The following is a 19989-nucleotide window of genomic DNA, read 5'->3' as shown; positions in this document are numbered from 1 at the left end:
GTTCCGCTACCTCGGCGAACTCGCCGGTCACCGGATGAGATCGGTCAATGCCACCGATGCACGGCTGCCAGTCGCCTGACCTCGGCTTCGATCGAGTCCCTGGACATGACGTCGTGCAACCAGCGATCAACGAGCCTCGGCAACTGGCGCATCGTTGCGGCAGCGGGCGAGTCCTCGTCGTACTCAGCCATCGGGGTGGGCCAGCGTTCAGCTCCCACAATCGGGTGCACGAGATCCTCTGATATGCGGCTGGCGAAGATTGCGGCACGAACCGTGAGAGCAGCCTCTCTCGGGATCGGATTGTCGGCGATACGGACCATGAATTCGGTCGCCTGCGCGGGAAGAACCGACTGGTCTGGAGCCAACGATGAGGCCAGCCGCTCCAATTCACCGCTTACCGATTTCGGGAGAAATCGTTCTCCCGCCCAGCAGCCCTCCCGAATGAATCGGCTGTAGAGCATGACAGGAACAGTAAAGCTGTCGAACGTTCCGTCATCGAGATGGGCTCCGCTCAACCGAAGCAGCAACCCATCCACGAAGTCGCGTTCGATCGGCGACTGTCTGCGAAAATCATCCACGGCGGTGAGCGGTATATGGCCCGCCATCGCCCACCGCCACACGATCTCTCGATCGGTACCGATCACCGCCCACAGCCGATCGATGACCGCCGCTCATCCTTGACCACGTGCACAACCTCCCCAGTCGTTCCCACGATTACCGACATCCACTCCGGCCCAGCCCTATCTCGTCGTCACCGCCTGCCACGACTCGCCCCCTCCTGCCCACGAGTGGCACACCGTGGAGATCTCTTGTCGGCAGATGCCGCAACCATGCGCCACTCGCGGTCAGTCTTGGGCGGTGGAGGTTGCGATTTCTGGCGGGGTGGAGTGGGAGCCCGCAGGGTGGAGGAGCAGTCCGGCTATCAGTCCGGCGAGCACGACAACCGGCACCGCGACGACCTTCCAGGACCACCTGCGCTCTCGGCCGACCAGATACAGCGTTTTGATCGCCCACACCGGCAGGGACACACTCAGCAGAATCCCGCCGATCACCAGGCCGACGAGCTGATCGGGGACGGTCGGATCACCGACGAACGGCGACCATTCGAGATGGACACACAAGAGCACCGCAACACCGAGGACAGTCCCCGTCAGCGCCGCGCCACCCGGCGCGGTGGCGGTGTGCCGGGATGTATCGATCGGAACCTTCCTCCTATCCAGGACAATGGGCGTGAGCGATGACCTTATCCGGAGCCAGGTGGTTCGAGAGCGGTCGCAGCGGAACCCGACAGGATTCGCGTCGACGTCGCGTTCCTCGATGCGGCCACACCAGCGGCGTGATTCGACCGCTGATCAGCAGGAAGCGGGCCATGACGCGGGGATGGACCTCTCTCGGAATCGGATTGTCGATGAGGCAGGGTCGCGCGCGGCCGCACGGGCTCGGGCGATCGTCAGCAGGTCTCGAAGATCGCCGAGCGCCGAACGGCGTCAGCGCCGTCGTGCTTCCTGCGGAGTCACCCCGAACCGGGCTTTGAACGCGGAGCCGAAGGCGCTGAGGGAACGGAAGCCGCTGGCGTAGGCGATGTCGGCGACGGTGCGGGCGGGCGGGGCTTCGCGGAGGCGGCGGTGCGCGCGGTCGAGGCGCTCGGCGCGGATCAACTCCGACGGTGTGGTGCCGGTGTGGTGCAAGGCCAATTGGATCTGCCGCAGGGACCAGCCCAGGCTTCGAGCGATTGCGGCCGGTGTCAGGTTCGGGTTGTCGGCGTGCCTGCGGACGTGATCCCGAACCGCGGTGTCCACCGTCGCCAGCACGGTGGGCATCGCGTTGCGGCGGCGTAGGCAAAGGGCGAGCAGATCGACGATCGTGTCACAGGCGGAGGCGAACTCGGGACCGTCGACATTCGCGCGCTGCCTGCCGAGTTCGCCGACCATGCCGGCGACGACCGAGCCCAAGCCCGATCGAAGGTCGATCAACGCAGGTCCCGCACCGACCTGGAGCGGTAGCGTGCCCGCGGGGATGTTCATCACCCACCCACGCGCAGTCAGCGGCTGGTCGAAATCCACCGGGCGTGTCTTGGTGACCACCGCGCCGTGCCCCGGTGACACCTCGGCGGTGGCGTCGTCTTGTCGAAGACGCAATATTCCGTCGGTCGGGATCATCGCCCGCAGACTCTCGTCGCCGTCACGCCGGATATCCGCCCGGGTTCTGGAGTAGACGATGCTGTCCGACCAGAAGTCGATCAGCTGATAGCCCGCGTATCGCTGCACGGCCGTCGCTCCGCGGAACGAGGCCGGACTGGCGAAACGGCACTGCAAGGTGCCCTGGTTACGGCAGACGTGCTCAGCCCAGAAGTCGGCCGACTCGCGGGGCAGCACCGCGCCGGTATCGACCCGCTCCACGAGATACGGCTCGGCGATCGTCACGAGCAACCTCCCAGACCGATGTGCGCGTTTCCGTCAGAGCCGTGCACGGATCAGGTCGAGCGCGCAACGGTCCACGCCTAACGTGAGTCCGATCGTACAGATCACCGCCCCGGACGCCGGTGCGTCGTAGCCGGGCGGAACCCGTCACCGTGTGCGGGAACCTACGGCGCGAGCTCGCGCGGACCCGCCGCTCACCGCAAGGAATGCTCATGGACCGCAGGCATATTCACATACCCACCCGGCTGGGGCTGCTGCACGTCGTCCTGACCGGCAGCGGGCATCCGATCGTGATGTGGCCGAGCCTTCTCATGGACGCTGCCCTTTGGGATGCCCAAGTCGACTATTTCGCAGGGGATTTCCTGACCATCGCGGTCGACCCGCCCGGACACGGGCGGTCCAGCCGCCTCGGACGGCCCTTCACGTTCGACGAGTGCGCCGCGTGCGTCGTCGACATCCTCGATCAGCTGGGACTACCGCGGACCCATTTCCTCGGGAACTCCTGGGGCGCCATGATCGGCGGCACCTTCGCCGCCGAATTCCCCGACCGCATCGAATCCGCGATCCTGATGAACGGCACAGCGTCATCGGCCCCGCTCGCGCAGCGGACGCAGTATCGGATGCTCTTGATGACGATCCGCATTCTCGGCGGGATTCGGCCGCCGCTCACCGGATCGGTGGTCCGGGCATTCCTCGGTCCGACGACCGAACGAACGCGCCCGCAGGTCGTCCGGCAGGTCCTCGACGTCGCCCGCCGCAATGATCCGGCGTCGCTCGTGCACGCTGTCCGATCCGTGGTGATCGACCGCCCGGACCAGCGCGACCTCTTCTCCTCGATTACCTGTCCCACGCTGGTCGTCGGAGGTCGCGAGGACCGTACCTTTCCCGTACCCGAACTCCAGGTGATGGCGGACGCCATCCCCGGCTCGCAGCTCGTGGTCCTCGACGGAGCCGCACACCTCGCGGCCGCCGAGGTCCCCGACGAAGTGAATCGCCTGGTCGGAGCCTTCCTGGCCGACCGAGCCGCGACGAGCGGATAGCTCAGCGGATCTTGAAGATCACCAAGCGCTGGACGACGAAGTTGATGACGGTGGCGGTGCCCTGGGCGATGACGAAAGCCAGGGGCTGGCGCCACCACTCGCCGGGGAGGGTGAAGTAGAGCAGGTTGTTGATGCCGACCTGCACCGCGAAGGTCACCGCGTAGAGCGCGACGACCGCCAGAAAGCGGATGCGGCTGGGCGCGGCCTGGAAGGTCCAGCGGCGATTGATCAGGTAGGCGGTTGTGGTGCCCGCCACGAAGCCGATGGACTTGGCGACGCCGACCGGGAGACCGACCAGGTTGAGCAGCAGGCTGTAGAGCCCGTAGTCGACGACGGCAGAGAACCCGCCGGTGAGGGTGAACCGGACGATCTGCGTCTTGAGGTCGACATCACTGCCGGCAGGCTCGTCGACCAGCGGCAACTCCGCCGGAAGCGGCAGGTGGGGTTCGGCTTGCACGCCGACGAGCGTAGCGTCGAACCGGCGAAGGCAGTGATTCGGTTCTAAACCGACGAGTTCGTCACTACCCATGGGTAGAGCGACCCCGCTCCCATCTGCCGTCATACCTGTAGCCTCTATGCCGATGTCCACGAAAGCTCCGACCGCCACCAAGACAACCGGGAACGACAAAGGCGCCGGCGTCGCGAACGACGGCCCGGCCGCGGGCACCGCGTTCACTCTTCCGACGCGCACCCGTACGTTGACCGGGTGGGGTCGCACCGCACCCACCTCTTCCGAAGTGCTCTCGACCAGCGATCCCGAACTGATCGCCAAGGCAGTCGCCATGGTCGCCGAGGACAACGACGGCAAGCCCGCCCACCTGCGGCGCGGCGTGATCGCCCGCGGCCTCGGCCGCTCCTACGGCGACCACGCGCAGAACGCGGGCGGCCTGGTCGTCGACATGACCGCGCTGAACAACATCCACCGCATCGACCGCGACACCCGCATCGTGGACGTGGACGGCGGCGTCAGCCTGGACCAGCTCATGAAGGCCGCGCTGCCGTTCGGGCTCTGGGTTCCGGTGCTGCCCGGCACCCGCCAGGTGACCATCGGCGGCGCGATCGCCTCCGACATCCACGGCAAGAACCATCACAGCGAGGGCAGCTTCGGCAACCACGTGCGCTCGATCGATCTGCTCACCGCCGACGGGCAGGTGCAGCACATCACCCCCAAGCGCAACGCCAAGCTGTTCTGGGCGACCGTCGGCGGCAACGGGCTCACCGGCATCATCCTGCGCGCCACCATCGAGATGGTGCCCACGGAGACCGCCTACTTCCTCAACGACGGCGTGAAGACCACGACGCTCGACGAGACCATCGCCGCGCACAGCGACGGCAGCGAGGCGAACTACACCTACTCGAGCGCCTGGTTCGACGTGATCAGCCCGCTGCCCAAGCTGGGCCGGGCCACGATCACCCGGGGCAGGCTGGCCAAGCTCGACGAGCTGCCCAAGCGGCTGCGCAGCAAACCGCTGAAGTTCGACGCGCCGCAGCTGATGACCGTCCCGGACATCTTCCCGAACTGGACGATGAACAAGCTCACGCTGATGTCCATCGGCGAGGCGTACTACCGGATGGGCGGCAACTACACCGGCAAGGTGCAGAACCTGACGCAGTTCTATCACCCGCTGGACATGATCGCGGAGTGGAACCGCGGCTACGGCTCCAACGGCTTCCTCCAGTACCAGTTCGTGGTGCCCACCGAGGCGGTCGAGGAGTTCAAGCGGATCATCGTCGACATCCAGGCCTCGGGGCACTACTCGGCGCTGAACGTGTTCAAGCTGTTCGGCCCGGGCAACCAGGCCCCGCTGAGCTTCCCCATGCCGGGCTGGAACATCTGCGTCGACTTCCCGATCAAGCCGGGCCTCAACGAGCTGGTCGGCGAGCTGGACCGGCGGGTGCTCGAGTTCGGCGGGCGGCTGTACACCGCGAAGGACTCGAGGACCACCGCCGAGACCTTCCACAAGATGTATCCCCGGATCGACGAGTGGATCAAGGTCCGTCGTAGCGTCGACCCCACAGGCGTATTCATGTCCGATATGGCGAGAAGGCTGGAGCTGCAGTGATCAATGCCGTTGGCAACCCCCAGTCGATTCTGCTGCTGGGTGGCACCTCGGAGATCGGCTTGGCGATCTGCGCGGAGTACCTGAAGAAGGGCCCCGCGCGCGTCACCCTCGCGGCACTGCCCGGTGACCCGCTGCGCGAGGACGCGGTCGCCCAGATGAAGGCGGCGGGCGCGAGCCAGGTCGACGTCATCGACTTCGACGCGCTCGACACCGAAAGCCACCCGAAGGTGATCGACGCCGCCTGGGACGCGGGCGACGTGGACGTCGCGATCGTCGCCTTCGCCCTCGACGGCGATCCCGAGGAGCTGTGGCAGAACCAGGGCAAGGCGGTGCGGGTCGCCCAGATCAACTACACCGCGGCGGTCTCCGTCGGCGTGCTGGTGGGCGAGAAGATGAAGGCGCAGGGCTTCGGGCGGATCATCGCGATGTCCTCGGTCGCCGGTGAGCGGGTGCGGCGCTCGAACTTCGTCTACGGGTCGACCAAGGCCGGTCTGGACGGGTTCTACCTCGGGCTCGGCGAAGCGCTGCGGCCGCACGGCCCGCGCGTGCTGGTGATCCGGCCCGGCATGGTGCGCACCAAGTTCTCGGCGCACGTCAAAGAGGCTCCGCTCACCGTCGACAAGGAAGACGTCGCCGCGCTGGCGGTCGCGGCCTCGCAGCGGGGTAAGGAGCTGGTCTGGGCGCCGGGAGCCTTCCGCTACGTGATGATGGTGCTGCGGCACGTCCCGCGCGCGATCTTCCGCAGACTGCCGATCTGACTTCGGCGAACGAGCTCGGTGCCCGCGTGATCGGTGATCGCGCGGGCACCTATCGTCTGACGGAGTGGACCCTTGTGAACCCCGGAGGCGCCATGCGAGTAATCCAGTGCGACGAGCGCGGAGCGGTCCGTTGAGCACGGCGACGGCGACGGACGAAGCGCCGCCGCGGCCCGCCGATCCGGCCCCGGCGCCGGGGCGGAAGTCGCTGGCGGTGCGGCAGATCGTCGCGGGCGCCGGCGAGGCCGCGCTCGCGGCGCTCGTCGCCGCGCTGGTGGCCGCCGTCGGGCTCGTCGCGTTCTCGCTGGTGCAGTGGCCCGCCTTCAACTCCTCGAACGTGACGCGCGCGCTCACCACCGTGGGGCAGGTGGGCGCGGCGGTCCTGCTCGCCGTCGCCATCGCGCTGCTGCGGCTGCACAAGTGGCCCTGGGTCGCGAAACTACTGTCCTGGGTCGGTCTTTCGACGTTCGTCACGTTCACGCTCGGCATGCCGCTGGCGGCGACGAAGCTGTATCTGTTCGGCGTCTCGGTGGATCAGGAGTTCCGCACCGAGTTCCTCACCCGGCTCACCGATTCCGCCGCGCTGCGCGATATGACGTACGCGGATCTGCCGTCGTTCTATCCCGCCGGCTGGTTCTGGATCGGCGGGCGAGTGGGGAATCTGCTCGGGCTGGACGGCTGGGAAGTGTTCAAGCCGTACGCTATCGGCTTCCTCGCGGTGGCCGCGGTCGTCGCGCTGGTGCTGTGGTCGCAGCTGATCCGCGCGGACTGGGCGGTGGGCGTCGCGGCGGCGAGCACGGCGGTCACCCTGGCCTACGCCGCGCCCGAGGCGTACAGCGCCGTCATCGTGCTGCTGCTACCGCCCGCGCTGGTGCTCGCCTGGGGGGCGCTCTACCGGCCCCTGGAGGACGTGCGGCAGGCCGCGGGCACCGAGCAGCGCACCGCTGGTGGGTGGGGCGCGGTCGTCGGGGCCGGACTGTTCCTCGGCTGGGCGGCCACGTTCTACACCCTCTACTTCCTCGTGGCTGCCTTCGCGGTCGCCTTGATGGGTCTGCTGGCGGCCTTCCTGGCGGTGCGTGCGCAGCGCGCCGCCGATCATCCGCGGCGCGCTCGCACGACAACGAACGCGAGCCGCCCGGCCTGGCGCGCGGCGGTGGCGCCGCTGGTCCGGCTCATGGTGATCGCGGTGATCGCCGGGCTGGTCGCGCTCGTCGTGTGGGCGCCATACCTGGCGAAGGCGCTGCGCGGCGCGACCGCGAGCTCCGGAACCGCCTTGCACTACCTGCCGGAGTCAGGAGCGGAACTGCCCCTGCCGATGTTCCAGTTCTCCCTGCTCGGTGCCTTGTGCCTGCTCGGCACGATCTGGCTGGTACTGCGTGGCGCGTCGTCGCGGCGGGCGCAGGCGCTGGGCATCGGGGTGGCGGCGATCTACCTGTGGACGCTGCTGTCCATGGTGGCGACCGCCGCGGGCACCACGCTGCTGTCGTTCCGGCTGGAGCCGGTGCTGCTGGTGCTGTTGTCGGTCGCGGGAGCGTTCGGGTTCGTCGAGGGGGCGCGCGCGATCTACCAGGCGTTGAACGAGCCCGCCCGGTTCCGGCTCGTGGCGATCGTCGTCGCGACAGTCGGCGCGCTGGCGTTCGCGCAGGACATCCCGCATGTCCTGACTCCGGAGATCACCACCGCGTACACAGACACCGACGGTGACGGAAATCGGGCCGACAAACGGGCCGCCTCGGCGGTGTCGCACTACCGCGAGGTGGACGAGGCGCTCATCGCGCAGACCGGGCGGCCGCGCTCGGAGACGGTGGTGCTCACCGCCGACACCAGCTTCCTTTCCTTCTACCCCTACTTCGGCTTCCAGGCGCTCACCTCGCACTACGCCAACCCGCTCGCCGATTTCGCGGGCCGCGCGGAGACCATCAAGAGCTGGAGCGACCTGAAGACGTCGCAGGAGTTGCTCGACGCGCTGGCGGCGAGCCCGTGGCGCGCGCCGGACGCGTTCCTGTTCCGGCGCAACGGCGACGCCTACACCTTGCGGCTGGCCGAGGACGTCTATCCGAACGATCCGAATGTCCGGCGTTATTCGGTGAGCTTTCCCAAGGAACTGTTCGCCGACCCGCGTTTCACTACCACGAACATCGGTCCGTTCACGCTGGTCACCCTCCACCGCTGACATCACGGCGGTTGAACTCGCGCGAAGTGGATACCCCTCTCGTTTGTCGGTCCACGCACAGCGTGGTGGGTACGCCAGGACGCTGTGGAGGAGTGATGCGCGGGTGACACGGGCACAGGACGTCGAGACCGGCTCGGTGACGGAATCGACGTCGGTCGCGGTCGCGACGGAAGAAGCGACGGCGGCCGGGGTGCTCACCGGTCCCGCGCGTACCCGGTGGCTCCCCCGGTCTCGGGACCGTGGCGCCGATCTGCTCGTCGGCGTCGGTTACCTGACGCTGGCCGCGGTGGTGCTGTCGGGTCAGTGGCGCAACACCGACAGCGGCTACCTGGTCAAGAGCGGTCAGGACCAGACGATGTGGGAATGGTTCTTCGCCGTCACCGCGCACTCGGTGGAGACCATGCGCAACCCGCTCGGCACCGACCTGCAGAACTTCCCCGCCGGCGTGAACATGATGGCCAACACGGCCATGTTCGGCGTCGGCGTGCCGCTGACGCCGGTCACCTTGCTGTTCGGGCCCACCGTCACGTTCGTGCTCGTGCTCACCGTCGGTCTGGGCGGGACGGCGTTCGCCTGGTACCGGTTGTTCGCCCGCGAGCTCGTCCGGTCCCGGGTCGCGGCGGTGCTCGGCGGGCTGTTCTGCGGTTTCGCGCCCGGGATGATCTCGCACGCCAACGCGCACCCGAACTTCGTCGTGCTGCTGTTGCTTCCGATCATCGCGGGACGGCTGATCCGGATGGCGCGGCGAGCGGGCGGGGCGGAACCGGAACGGCCGCGCGGGCGGGTGCGCGACGCGGTCGTCCTCGGCCTGCTGGTCGCCATGCAGATCGCGCTCGGCGAGGAACCGCTGTTGATCTTCGCCCTCGCGTTCGGGCTGTTCGCCTTCGTCTACTACCTGCACACTCCGCGCGTCGCGCTGCACGTGACGCGTGCGCTCGCCCCCACCCTCGTGCTGGCCGCGGTGATCACGCTGGCGCTGGCGGAGATCCCGCTGTGGTGGCAGTTCTTCGGTCCGCAGAGCTACCGGTCCATCGACCACGGGCCGATGGGCAACGACCTGGAAGCGCTGGTGCAATTCCCGTCCGAATCGCTGGGCGGCGTGTTCGCTCCCGGGCAGAACGTGGCGATCAACCCGACCGAGCAGAACGCGTACTTCGGCTGGCCGCTGCTGCTCCTGGTGCTAATCACCGTGGGACTGCTGTGGCGCGAGCGGGTGGTGCGGGCCGCTAGCGCGGTGATCGCGGTCTTCGGGGTGCTGTCCCTGGGCGCGGTCGCCACGATCGGCAAGCGGCCGACCGGCGTCGAACTGCCGTGGCGCTGGGCCGAGCACGTTCCGCTGCTGAACACGGTGCTGGAGAGCAGACTCAGCATGGCCGCGATCCCGGCCATCGCGGTCGTGCTCGCTTCGGCCACCGAACGCGCGGTGACGACCTGGACGCAGTCGGCGGTGGACTGGAAGCCGCTCGCGTGGTTCGGCGCCGTCACGTGTGCCCTGCTGCCGTTGATCCCGACCATCCTGCCGGTGGTCGAGCGGACGCCCACACCGGACTTCTTCGCCGACGGCACCGTCCGCCGCTACGTCGGCGACGGCTCGGTGGTGCTGGTGCCGCCACCCCGGCCGCCCGACGCACGGGCGCTGCGCTGGCAGGCCGACGCCGAGTTCTCCTTCCCGCTGGCGGGTGGCTACTTCGTCGGGCCGACCGGTACGACCAAGAAAGGGATCTACGGCCCCGAGGCCCGCCCGACCGCCACGCTGCTGGTGCAAGCGCAGGACACCGGAGTGGTTCCGCCGATCGACGCGGTCGCGCGCGCTCGGGCGCTGGACGACCTGCGATTCTGGCGCGCCGACGTCCTGGTGCTGCCCGCGACGAAGAACGGCGAGGTGCTGCGGGAGACCGTCACGCAGCTGTTCGGATTCACGCCGACGCGGGTGTCGGACGTCTGGTTGTGGGACGTTCATACGCTGCGCTCGTCGGGGGCAGTCGGGATCACACCGGACGGTAGCTAGCATCAACCACCGTGCGACCGGACCGATCTTCTCGAGCGTTCACCCGTATCCGCTTGATCGCCCTCCTCTCCGGGCTTCTCGGATTCCTGCTGGCATTGCTGACCCCGATCCTGCCGGTGCGGCAAGACCGAGCGAGTCTGGACTGGCCCGAGTCCGGCGCCGCGAGTGTGGCCGCGCCGCTGGTGTCCTACGAGCCGCTACGGTTGCGCGCGACGCTGCCCTGCTCGCTGGCCGGCGAACTCGGCACCGGGGGCACGATGCTGTCCACCGTCCCGGTCGCGTCGGGCCAGGCGGCGACCAAGGGGCTGGTGGTCTCGGTCGCCGACGGCGCACTCTCGGTGGTACTGCGCGACATTCCGCTGCTGTCCGCGCCACTGGCCGAGGTCGGGTCCTGCGCGACGATCGGCATCGAGTCCGACGCCGCCGCGACGACCGTGGAACTCACCGGCGTGAACCGCCAGGACGGCACGCCGTTCCGGACCACGATCGGCCGGGACATCCGGCCGCAGCTGGTCGGCGTGTTCACCGACCTGGCCGCCGATCGGCTCGCCGGAGCGCGGGTGCACGCGGATATCGACTCGCGTTTCTCCTCCTCGCCCACGCCGCTGAAGCTGGCCGCCATGATCGCCGCCGCCGTGTTCACGCTGATCGCACTCGTCGCACTGCATCTGCTGGACACCGCAGACGGGCGCAAAGCGCGGCGGTTCCTGCCCGCGCACTGGTGGCGGGTCACCCCCGCGGACGGCGTCGTGCTCGGCACGCTGGCGCTGTGGCATGTCATCGGGGCGAACACCTCCGACGACGGCTACATCCTGAACATGGCGCGCGCCTCCGAGCACGCGGGCTACATGGCGAACTACTACCGCTGGTTCGCGGTCCCGGAGGCTCCGTTCGGGTGGTCCTACGAGGTGCTGGCGTGGATGGCCCGGATCTCCGACGCCAGCCTGTGGATGCGCCTGCCCACACTGCTGGCCGGGGTCGTCTGCTGGCTGGTGATCAGCCGGGAGGTGTTGCCGCGCCTCGGCGCACGGGTGCGGCGCAACAAGGTGGCGCTGTGGACCGCCGGGCTGGTGTTCCTCGCGTTCTGGCTGCCCTACGACAACGGTCTGCGGCCCGAGCCGCTGATCGCGGCGGGCGCGCTGCTCACCTGGTGCTCGATCGAACGCGCCATCGCGACCGGACGGCTGCTGCCCGCCGCGGCGGCCGTGCTCATCGCCGCCTTCTCGCTCGCGGCGGGCCCCACCGGCCTGATCTGCATCGCGGCGCTGATCGCCGGGTCCCGGCCGGTGCTGCTGATCATCGTCAAACGGGCGCGCGGGGCGGTCCCGGTCCGGACCGGGCCCGACGCGGACGCGGCCGCCGCCGGTTCCGCCGAAGCCGCGGCCGCGGTGAACGCGCCCGCGAAGGTGCGCGAGCCGTCCCGGGCGGGCGCGGTGTTCCGGTTCGCCGCGCTGCTGGCCCCCGGCCTGGCCGCGGGCACGCTGGTGCTCGTGGTGATCTTCGCCGACCAGACCCTCGCGACGGTGCTGGAAGCGACCCGGGTCCGCACGATCGTGGGCCCGAACGTCGCGTGGTTCGACGAGCGCACCCGCTGGGACTCGCTGCTCATGCTCTCGCCGGACGGATCGCTGGCGCGGCGGTTCGGCGTCCTGGTGATGCTGCTGTGCCTGCTGGTCTGCGTGCTGCAGGTGCTGCGTAAAGGCCGGATTCCCGGTACCTCGCGCGGACCGTCGGTGCGCATTCTCGGCATCGTGTTCGCGTCGCTGTTCCTGATGATGTTCACCCCCACCAAGTGGACGCACCACTTCGGCGTGTACGCCGGACTGGCCGGATCGCTGGCCGCGCTCGCGGCGGTCGCGGTGGGCACCACCGGCATCCGCTCGCCACGCAATCGCGCGCTGTTCGCCGCCGCCGTGCTGTTCCTGCTCGCGGTGACCTTCACCGGCTCCAACGGGTGGTGGTACGTGTCCAGTTACGGTGTCCCGTGGTGGGACAAGGCGCCGCTGATCGCGGGCAAGGGACTGTCCACGCTGTTCCTCGGACTCAGCGGCGTGGCGCTGCTGGTGGCCATCTGGCAGCACTACCGGGAACCGTACCGGCGCGAAAGCGCCGCGGGGCCACGCCGTTTCGATCGGTGGGCGTCGGCGCCGCTGACCGTGGCGGCCGCCCTGCTGGTGATCTTCGAGGTCGCCTCGCTCGCCAAGGCCGCGGCCACGCAGTACCCCGCGTACTCGATCACCAAGTCGAACGTGGAATCCGTCGGCGGGGACGCCTGCGCGCTGGCGAACGAGGTGCTGGTGGAGACCGACACCGCCGATTCGCTGCTGCAACCCTTCACCGGGTCGCCCGCGGACGGATTGGCAGCGCAGAACAAGGGATTCACGCCGAACGGCGTGGCGCGCGACCTGACCGCCGACGCCGAGGAGACGGTCACCGGCGGCGCGAACTCGGTCGACAAGGACTCCGAGAACAAGACCACCAAGACGACCGGCGCGGGCACCGGAGGCGGCACCACCGAACAGGCGGGCGTCAACGGCAGCACCGTCGCGCTGCCGTTCGGCCTCGACCCGGCGAAGACCCCGGTGCTGGGCAGCTACCAGGAGGGCGAGCAGCAGCAGGCCGAGCTCACCACCCAGTGGTACCGGCTGGACCTGACCGACAGCATGCGCCACGACCCCTCCTACCAGGTGCTCGCGATCACCGCGGCGGGCCGGATCCGGTCGGTGGACGACGACGGGGTGCTCACCTACGGACAGGAACTGCACCTGGAGTACGGCGTCCGCGGCCCGGACGGCGAGGTACGCACCCTCGGCTCGATCGATCCGCTGGACATCGGCCCCGCGCCGTCCTGGCGCAACCTGCGGGTGCCGCTGGACCGGCTGCCCGGGGAAGTGAACGCCGTGCGACTGGTCGCGGTGGACAACGACATCACGCCCAAGCAGTGGCTGGCTGTCACCCCACCCCGGCTGCCGAAGCTCGCCACGCTGAATTCCGTGGTCGGTTCCACGGATCCGGTGCTGCTCGACTGGCACGTCGGCCTGGCTTTCCCGTGCCAGCGGCCGTTCGACCACAAGGACGGCGTCGGCGAGATCCCGCGCTGGCGCATCCTGCCCGACCGGGTCGGCTCCGACGCCTCCAACGCCTGGCAGGACGACATCGGCGGCGGTCCCCTCGGCTGGACCGGCCTGCTGCTGAAGTCCCAGACCGTCCCCGCCTACCTCGACCACGACTGGTCCCGCGACTGGGGCTCCCTCGAGCGCTTCACCCCCTACGACCCGAAGGCCACTCCTGCCACCATCCACGTCACTCCTCAAACCCGCACCGGCCTGGACACCGACGATCCCATCCGCGTCCGTTGACCGCGCCGTGGGACGCACCCATGCCGCGTCCCACGCGAGAATGGGTGCGCAGACACCCGGAACAAACCTGTCCGCGATTGCACCGCGTCTTGGCTTACGTTCCTGGCGGGCGAACCGCAGTCGCGGACGTCGGAACGTTCCACCACTCGATGTCCACGAGCGGCAGACGGTGAAGAGGGCCGCTCGCACTTCTCGGCAGCGGTGTGTCCCTCGCGGGCTACGGGGTGAGGACGAGGCGGCCGCGTAGGCCACCTGCGGCCAGGCGTTTGTGGGCGGCTTCGACGGAGGTGAGGGGGAGGGTTTCGGCCACGCGGAGGGTGAGTTCACCCGCGTCGACGTGGGCCACCAGCCGGTCGAGTTGTCGCCGGTCGGCGCGGACCAGGACCGTGTGTACGGTGGTGCCTCGCAATGGGATCGGCGTGTTCGGGACGCTGATCGACACGAACCGCCCGCCGCCGCGCACCGCCGCCAGCGTCGCGGGGCCGAGCGCGGCCGCGTCCAAGGCGGCGTCGACTCCGCCGGGGACGAGGGCGCGGACGGCATCCGGCAGGGACGCCTGCCGCGGAACGAAATCGGTGGCGCCCAAAGCGCGGACCGTGTCCTCGTCAGCGGGCGAGGCCGACGCGATCACCCGGATACCGCGCGCCGCAGCGAGTTCGACGGCGAAGCCGCCGACCGCGCCCGCCGCGCCGGTCACCAGCAGGGTGTCGGTGGACGCTAGGTCCAGCGCGTCGAGGGCCTGTATCGCGGTGAGGCCGTTGAGCGGGATGGTGGCCGCTCGCACCGGGGACACCGAAAGCGGAGCGGGCGCGACATTTCCGGTTTCCAGGACCACGTAATCGGCCTGCGCGCCGAAGGAGACGTCGAGCCGGTCGCTGATGCCGATCACCGCCTGCCCCACCGTGAACTCCGTGACGCCCGCGCCGAGCGCGTCCACCGTGCCGGCGACGTCCCAGCCGACGCCCCACTGGTCGCGCGGCGCGGCGAACGGCGTGCCGCCGACGCCCGCCCGCACCATCAGGTCGACCGGATTCACCGTCGCCGCCGCGACCGCGATGCGTATCGCGCCCGGACCGGGTTGCGGCGTCGGCGCTTCCACGATCTCCGCCACGGCTTCCGGTCCCGGCCGGCGGACAACTACTGCTCGCATGACATTCCTCCCTTTCGGCTACGCCCAACGTACGAAGAACTACTATCTGTTGGGTAGTAGTTACCCGAAAGTGCGTTAGAGGTGGCGAGGTACCCAGATGGCGACGAAAACCGCGGCGCAACACCGTGAGCTGGCCAAACAGCATTACGACGCGTATATCGCCGAGTGCCCGACCCGGCAGCTGCTGGACCGGATCAGCGACAAATGGGTGAGCCTGATCCTGGCCGCGCTCGCCGACGGCCCACGCCGCTACGCCGAACTGAACCGGATCATCGCGGGCGTGAGCCCCAAGATGCTCACCCAGACGCTGCGCGGACTGGAACGCGACGGCTTGCTGGAGCGGCGTGTCACGGCGGAAGTGCCGGTCCGAGTCGACTACGAACTCACCCCGCTCGGCCACAGCCTCCAGCCGGTCATGAGCGCCGTCAAAGCGTGGGCGGAGGCACGCATGGACGATGTCCTCGCCGCGCGGGCGCACTACGACAGTAACCGGCAGTAAACCGGTTGTACGGTATGGAAATGTGCTCCCACCTGTGGCTAAACATCGGAGGACGAATCAGTTCCGTGGCCTTAATCTGATTGCCATGACAACGGCATTCGATGAAATGGATCTGCGCGATCTTGTCGGACTGCTCAGCGAAGAGGAACAACGGGAGCTGCGGCCTGCGGTGCTGCGCGTGCTCGGCCGCCTCCCTTCGCAAGAGGTGCTCCGGCGCGAGCTCGGTCTTCGGCTGAAGGTCTGAGCGCCCGGTTTCGCACCGGCGAAATACGGCAGGGCCGCCGCGCAGGATTCGCCTGCGCGGCGGCCCTGTGTCTGGGTGGCTATCCCGTGGCCGATTCGCTGACAGCAAGACGGCAGGGCCGCCGCGCGGGGTCAGCTCCTACGCGGCGGCCCTGGCTACCGGGTTGACCCTGATCAGAACACCCGCATGCTGCCTGGGGACCAGAAGCCGGAGCGAGTGGCGGTGCCGGTGTCCAGCTTTGCCGGGACGGCGTTGCGGTCGTACTGGTCGTAGCGCTCCAGCGAGCCCCAGTCGCGCGCCCAGTCGTCCTTCAGGTAGGTCGGCACGGTCGTCGACTTCGCCAGCATCTGCGCGAAGCCGAGCGGACCGCCGAACTCCTCGGCCTGCCAGGTGTTCGTCGAGCTGATGGCCAGCGGGCGGTCCGGCAGGATGCGGTAGCCGGGCACCTCGGCCACGCCGTTGCGGTGGTCGAACGGACGCTGGCAAGGGAACTGCAGGCCCACGGCCCAGTCCAACAGGATCGGCTGCTGGGAGCCGAGCAGGCTGTTGAGCGTCTGCAACTTCGGCATCCGCGGCGGCGTGAACGCCAGCCACTGGTCCCCGATCAGGATCGGGTCGTTGGCGACGATGCGCACCGCGTCGGCGTCGGGCGCGATCTCGTCCAGCGGCACCCGCAGATTGCGCCAGGACGGGAACGGGCCGATGTCGCGCGGCAGGTAGGTGCCGAGCTTCTGCACGCTGCCGTCGGGCTGCCGCTTGCCGTAGTCGACGGTCAGCGACTGGCCGTACTTCATCGCGCCGGTGTCGTCGAAGGAGAGGATGCGACCGGCGGCCGAGATCACCACCAGCGGCTTGTCCGCCGAACGGGCCGGCAGCTGGTACCAGCTCGAGGTGACGTTCGCCGGCTGCTGCACACCGTTCTGGTAGCTGCCGAGGATCGGCGTGGTCGCCGGGTCCAGGCCGAACGGAAGGGCGACCGTGGAGCCGTTGACGCCGCGCGCGCCCTGACCGCCGCCGGTGCCCGCGCTCTGTCCCTCCGCGAACGCCGCGCCGACCGACTGGGTGGAGGTGTTACCGGTGCCCGGCTTCACCTCGACGCTGTCGGCGGACAGGTCGTTGGGCACGCCGTTCGGATCGAAACCGACCGGGTCGACGCCGGCCAGGGGGTCGGACGGATCGGTCGGCGGGTGCGCCGGGTCCACGATCGGCTCCAGCCTGCCGCCGTTCGGGTCCGGCTCCACGAGCACGTCGTTGGCCAGGCCGCAGGTGCTGCCGCCGAGCGCGTCGACGTTCGACCGGGCCAGCGAGTACGCCGGGTACTGCGAGACCGCGCCCTTCACCAGCGAGAGCACCTCGAGCGCGACCATCAGCGCGGCGACCACGGTCAGCGGGATCGCGGCGAACCGGCGGATCCGCCTGCCGCGCGCCGTCTTCGCCGACGGCTGCGGCTTGGTGTAGTCCTCCCGCAGCGCGTACCAGCCGACCAGCGCCAGCGCCAGCCCGAACAGGACGAGCATGAGGGTGTTCGACTGGTAGCCGTGCAGCGAGATCCGCTTGTCGAACCACGGCACGCCGAAGCTGGACACGTACCAGTAGCCGTTGATGCCCGAGAACGCGACCGCGAGCACGAACAGCAAGCCGGCCAGGAAGATCGCCCGATTCTTGCGGGCCCGCAGGGCGCTCGCCGAGACCGCGACGGCCGTGACCGCCGCCAGCGAACCCGCGATGCCCGCGTACGCGCCGAAGTGGTGGGTCCACTTCGTCGGGTTGAACATCATGAAGAAGATCGTCCCGAAGACCACGCCCATCAGCCGCCAGGTCGGCCCGCTGGCGATGCCGGGCACCTGCCTGCGCCGCAGCAGCACGAGCATGGTGGTGAACAGGCACAGCAGCATCACCAGGAAGGCGAAGCGGCGTGAGAGCGAGCCGTCGACGGTCTCCACGAACAGGTAGTAGTAGCGCAGGTAATCCTCGTACCAGGCCAGGTTCGGCCCGGTCACCTGACGCACCCGGTTGGCCTCCTGGATGCCCGCGAAGGTCTGGTCGGTGTAGACGGCCGTCAGCACGAGCACGCCCGCCGCGGCGATCGGCGCGAGCAGCGGCAGCGTCGAACCCCACCGCCCGGCGCCGAGCGCGGCGAACTGCCGGTGCTTGCGCACCACGATCCGCACCATCGGCCGGATACCGGCCAGCAGCGCCGCCACACACATCAGGCCGGTGGGCGCCGCCGCCAAAGTGAACGCCGCGACCAGGACGGACACCGCGGCGGGCAGCAGCCGTCCGGTCGCGATGGCCCGCTCGATCGACACCCAGGTCAGCAACGCGCCGAGCGCGACGATCGGCTCGGAACGCAGCCCGTTGTCGAACGGCAGCCAGAACGCCAGGAACACCAGTCCGCCGGTCCACAGCGCCACCTTGCTGGTGCGCACCCCCCGGCCGAGGCGGGGCACCACCTCGCGGCTGATCACCAGCCAGCACAGGATCGCGCAGGCCAGCGCGGGCAACCGGACCCAGGGACTGGCGGTGGAGATCTCCGAGAAGATCTGGATCACGTAGTAGTACCAGCCGAACGGCGCCTCCGGCACGCCGTACCAGCGGAAATAGTTGGCCATGTACCCCGCGTGCGGAGCGACCCGGACCATGCTGAGGATGTAGCCGTCGTCGGAGGTGTTCGCGCCCGCGAAGTGCCATAGCAGCAGCGTGCCGACCACCGCGCCGTCCGCCCAGGTCGGCTTCAGCCAATTCGCGGGCAGGAACCGGCGGTGCCCGCGCCCGTCACTGCTGTCGAGCCGGGCCAGCGCCGCGAGGGCGATCAACGTGCACAGCACCGCCGCGACCATCGCGATCAGCTTGATCGCGGTCGGGCTGGAGGAGAAGCGGGTGTCCACCGTCATGTCGAACGACAACCCCGCAGGCGCCGCGCCCTTGAGGTCGGAGAACACGCCGACCACCTGGGGCCGCAGATCACCGCTCAGTTGCCCCTCCACCGGCACGGTGGCCGACTCGGTCGTCCCGGGCGCCGCGCCCTCGACCGGCCGCTCCACCTGCCTGGTGAGGCCGTTGAAAACGGCGTAGGTGCGTTCGCTGTCGGAGCTGATGCTCAGCGACGTGCACTCGCCCATGCGGCTGCGGTCGGCCGAGACCACCACCGCGTTGCGGTCGATGACGTCCACCGAGGTGTCCGACACCCGCACGAACATGGCCTCCAGCGCGGCCCGATCGCCCTGCGGCGGCGCGGTGGCCAGCAGCATGCCGCCGCGCTCGGGCAGCTGGGCGATCGTCTCGCACGGGATCGTCGCCGTCAGATCGATCGGGACCTGGGACAGCAGCGGCGCCTGGACATTGCCGAGCGTCCCGCTCTGCGGCCACTTCAGTACCGCGGTGGTCTGTGCGACCGGCAGAAAGGGAGTCGCCAGCGCGAACAGCGCGCCGAGCAACCCGGCGACCAGCGCGATGAGCCGGGCGGTCCGGAAATCGCTCGGGGCCACCACCGGGGCGGCGGGGGGTTTCGTCAGAACAGCGGTTGCGGCGTCGGGCACGGTTGGCAATGCTAGCTGCCCGTCTGTCCGCGCGGGCGTCGCGCCGCCGGGAGAAATCGCGGGTCCTCAGTATGTTCGGAGCCGACTGCCAGAATGGTGTGCCGACGAGCCGGAAAATTCGCGTCGGCCGCCCCGCGGACGGCCAATCGACCCCGTCCTGCTGACCGGCGCCGACCACAATGGAAAGGTGGGCGTATGACCAAGGTGAATCTCTCGACGAACTACGGATCGATCGTGCTCGAACTGGACGATCAGAAAGCGCCGAACACGGTGCGCAACTTCGTGGATTACGTGAACGCGGGCCACTACAACGGCACGATCTTCCACCGCGTCATTCCCGGCTTCATGATCCAGGGCGGCGGCTTCGAGCCCGGGCTGCGCCAGAAGGGCACGAAAGACCCGATTCAGAACGAAGCGAACAACGGCCTGAAGAACGACAAGTACACCGTCGCGATGGCCCGCACCAACGACCCGCACTCGGCCACCGCGCAGTTCTTCATCAACGTCGCCGACAACGCCTTCCTCAACCACTCCGCGCCCAACCCGGCGGGCTGGGGTTACGCCGTCTTCGGCAAGGTGACCGAAGGCACCGACGTGGTCGACAAGATCGCGGGCGTCGCCACTTCCTCGGCCGGCATGCACCAGGACGTTCCGGTCGACGACGTCGTTATCGAATCCGCCGGCATCAGCTGACGATTCGGCGCACACGACGCGAATCGGGCCGCGCCCCACAAGGGTG

General features: G+C 69.1%; 15 protein-coding genes. 9 read left to right on the top strand and 6 right to left on the bottom strand.

Translation table 11 applies throughout. From position 1 onward, the window contains the following. Positions 1 to 44: 44 nt before the first annotated feature. The 3 genes from QMG86_RS32605 to QMG86_RS32595 form a co-directional block, all read right to left on the bottom strand. Positions 45 to 644 carry a hypothetical protein gene (locus tag QMG86_RS32605; RefSeq protein ID WP_281876730.1) on the bottom strand — a complete coding sequence of 200 codons (600 nt, stop codon included), beginning with the start codon at positions 642 to 644 and terminating at the stop codon, positions 45 to 47. A 201-nt stretch (positions 645 to 845) separates the two neighbouring features. Beyond that, a complete protein-coding gene (locus QMG86_RS32600; protein WP_281876729.1) occupies positions 846 to 1127 on the bottom strand; it encodes a hypothetical protein in 282 nt (93 codons plus the stop codon). A 360-nt stretch (positions 1128 to 1487) separates the two neighbouring features. Next, on the bottom strand, positions 1488 to 2423 hold the full coding sequence (locus tag QMG86_RS32595; RefSeq protein ID WP_281876728.1) for an AraC family transcriptional regulator: 936 nt from the start codon (positions 2421 to 2423) through the stop codon (positions 1488 to 1490). A gap of 209 nt (positions 2424 to 2632) precedes the next feature. Here QMG86_RS32595 and QMG86_RS32590 point away from each other — a divergent pair, with 209 nt between their 5' ends. Then, positions 2633 to 3460 carry an alpha/beta fold hydrolase gene (locus QMG86_RS32590; protein WP_281876727.1) on the top strand — a complete coding sequence of 276 codons (828 nt, stop codon included), beginning with the start codon at positions 2633 to 2635 and terminating at the stop codon, positions 3458 to 3460. 1 nt (position 3461) lies between these two features. Here QMG86_RS32590 and QMG86_RS32585 read toward each other — a convergent pair whose 3' ends face one another. Further along, complete coding sequence (locus QMG86_RS32585) at positions 3462 to 3917, bottom strand: GtrA family protein (RefSeq protein ID WP_281876726.1); 456 nt, start codon at positions 3915 to 3917, stop codon at positions 3462 to 3464. A 118-nt stretch (positions 3918 to 4035) separates the two neighbouring features. Between QMG86_RS32585 and dprE1 the strand changes: the two genes are divergently transcribed. The 5 genes from dprE1 (at position 4036) to QMG86_RS32560 (ending at position 13818) form a co-directional block, all read left to right on the top strand. Then, positions 4036 to 5523: a decaprenylphosphoryl-beta-D-ribose oxidase gene (gene dprE1, locus QMG86_RS32580; protein WP_281876725.1), complete on the top strand. Its 1488-nt coding sequence runs from the start codon at positions 4036 to 4038 to the stop codon at positions 5521 to 5523. Further along, positions 5520 to 6281: a decaprenylphospho-beta-D-erythro-pentofuranosid-2-ulose 2-reductase gene (gene dprE2 / locus QMG86_RS32575; protein WP_281876723.1), complete on the top strand. Its 762-nt coding sequence runs from the start codon at positions 5520 to 5522 to the stop codon at positions 6279 to 6281. Before dprE1 ends, dprE2 begins: the two co-directional genes overlap by 4 nt. Before the next feature lie 211 nt (positions 6282 to 6492). Further along, complete coding sequence (locus tag QMG86_RS32570) at positions 6493 to 8451, top strand: galactan 5-O-arabinofuranosyltransferase (protein ID WP_281881246.1); 1959 nt, start codon at positions 6493 to 6495, stop codon at positions 8449 to 8451. Between the two features lie 136 nt (positions 8452 to 8587). After that, entirely contained in the window at positions 8588 to 10459 is a 1872-nt protein-coding gene (locus tag QMG86_RS32565; RefSeq protein ID WP_434085635.1) for a DUF6541 family protein, read from the top strand. A gap of 11 nt (positions 10460 to 10470) precedes the next feature. Next, positions 10471 to 13818, top strand: coding sequence for an arabinosyltransferase domain-containing protein (locus tag QMG86_RS32560; RefSeq protein WP_281876721.1), 3348 nt, complete (start codon positions 10471 to 10473; stop codon positions 13816 to 13818). A gap of 217 nt (positions 13819 to 14035) precedes the next feature. Here the strand turns inward: QMG86_RS32560 and QMG86_RS32555 are convergent, their stop codons facing one another. Continuing rightward, entirely contained in the window at positions 14036 to 14968 is a 933-nt protein-coding gene (locus QMG86_RS32555; protein ID WP_281876719.1) for an NADP-dependent oxidoreductase, read from the bottom strand. A 97-nt stretch (positions 14969 to 15065) separates the two neighbouring features. Here QMG86_RS32555 and QMG86_RS32550 point away from each other — a divergent pair, with 97 nt between their 5' ends. Both QMG86_RS32550 and QMG86_RS32545 read left to right on the top strand, forming a co-directional pair. Then, positions 15066 to 15467, top strand: coding sequence for a winged helix-turn-helix transcriptional regulator (locus QMG86_RS32550; protein ID WP_281876718.1), 402 nt, complete (start codon positions 15066 to 15068; stop codon positions 15465 to 15467). 85 nt (positions 15468 to 15552) lie between these two features. Further along, the gene (locus QMG86_RS32545; protein WP_168434190.1) at positions 15553 to 15711 is read left to right on the top strand and encodes a hypothetical protein; all 159 of its coding nucleotides are present in this window, start codon (positions 15553 to 15555) and stop codon (positions 15709 to 15711) included. A gap of 173 nt (positions 15712 to 15884) precedes the next feature. Here the strand turns inward: QMG86_RS32545 and QMG86_RS32540 are convergent, their stop codons facing one another. After that, the gene (locus QMG86_RS32540) at positions 15885 to 19250 is read right to left on the bottom strand and encodes an arabinosyltransferase domain-containing protein (protein WP_434085621.1); all 3366 of its coding nucleotides are present in this window, start codon (positions 19248 to 19250) and stop codon (positions 15885 to 15887) included. A 195-nt stretch (positions 19251 to 19445) separates the two neighbouring features. Here QMG86_RS32540 and QMG86_RS32535 point away from each other — a divergent pair, with 195 nt between their 5' ends. Beyond that, the gene (locus tag QMG86_RS32535) at positions 19446 to 19943 is read left to right on the top strand and encodes a peptidylprolyl isomerase (protein ID WP_281876716.1); all 498 of its coding nucleotides are present in this window, start codon (positions 19446 to 19448) and stop codon (positions 19941 to 19943) included. The last annotated feature ends 46 nt before the right edge of the window (positions 19944 to 19989 follow it).

Origin of the sequence: Nocardia sputorum, from assembly GCF_027924405.1 — a bacterium.
Classification (GTDB): domain Bacteria; phylum Actinomycetota; class Actinomycetes; order Mycobacteriales; family Mycobacteriaceae; genus Nocardia; species Nocardia sputorum.
This window is presented reverse-complemented; position numbering and strand designations above follow the sequence as displayed.

Coding starts and splice junctions, on each gene's coding strand:
- QMG86_RS32535 (WP_281876716.1), top strand. CDS start 19,446: ATGACCAAGGTGAATCTCTCGACGAACTACGGATCGATCGTGCTCGAA.
- QMG86_RS32545 (WP_168434190.1), top strand. CDS start 15,553: ATGACAACGGCATTCGATGAAATGGATCTGCGCGATCTTGTCGGACTG.
- dprE1 (WP_281876725.1), top strand. CDS start 4,036: ATGCCGATGTCCACGAAAGCTCCGACCGCCACCAAGACAACCGGGAAC.
- QMG86_RS32590 (WP_281876727.1), top strand. CDS start 2,633: ATGGACCGCAGGCATATTCACATACCCACCCGGCTGGGGCTGCTGCAC.
- QMG86_RS32550 (WP_281876718.1), top strand. CDS start 15,066: ATGGCGACGAAAACCGCGGCGCAACACCGTGAGCTGGCCAAACAGCAT.
- QMG86_RS32555 (WP_281876719.1), bottom strand. CDS start 14,968: ATGCGAGCAGTAGTTGTCCGCCGGCCGGGACCGGAAGCCGTGGCGGAG.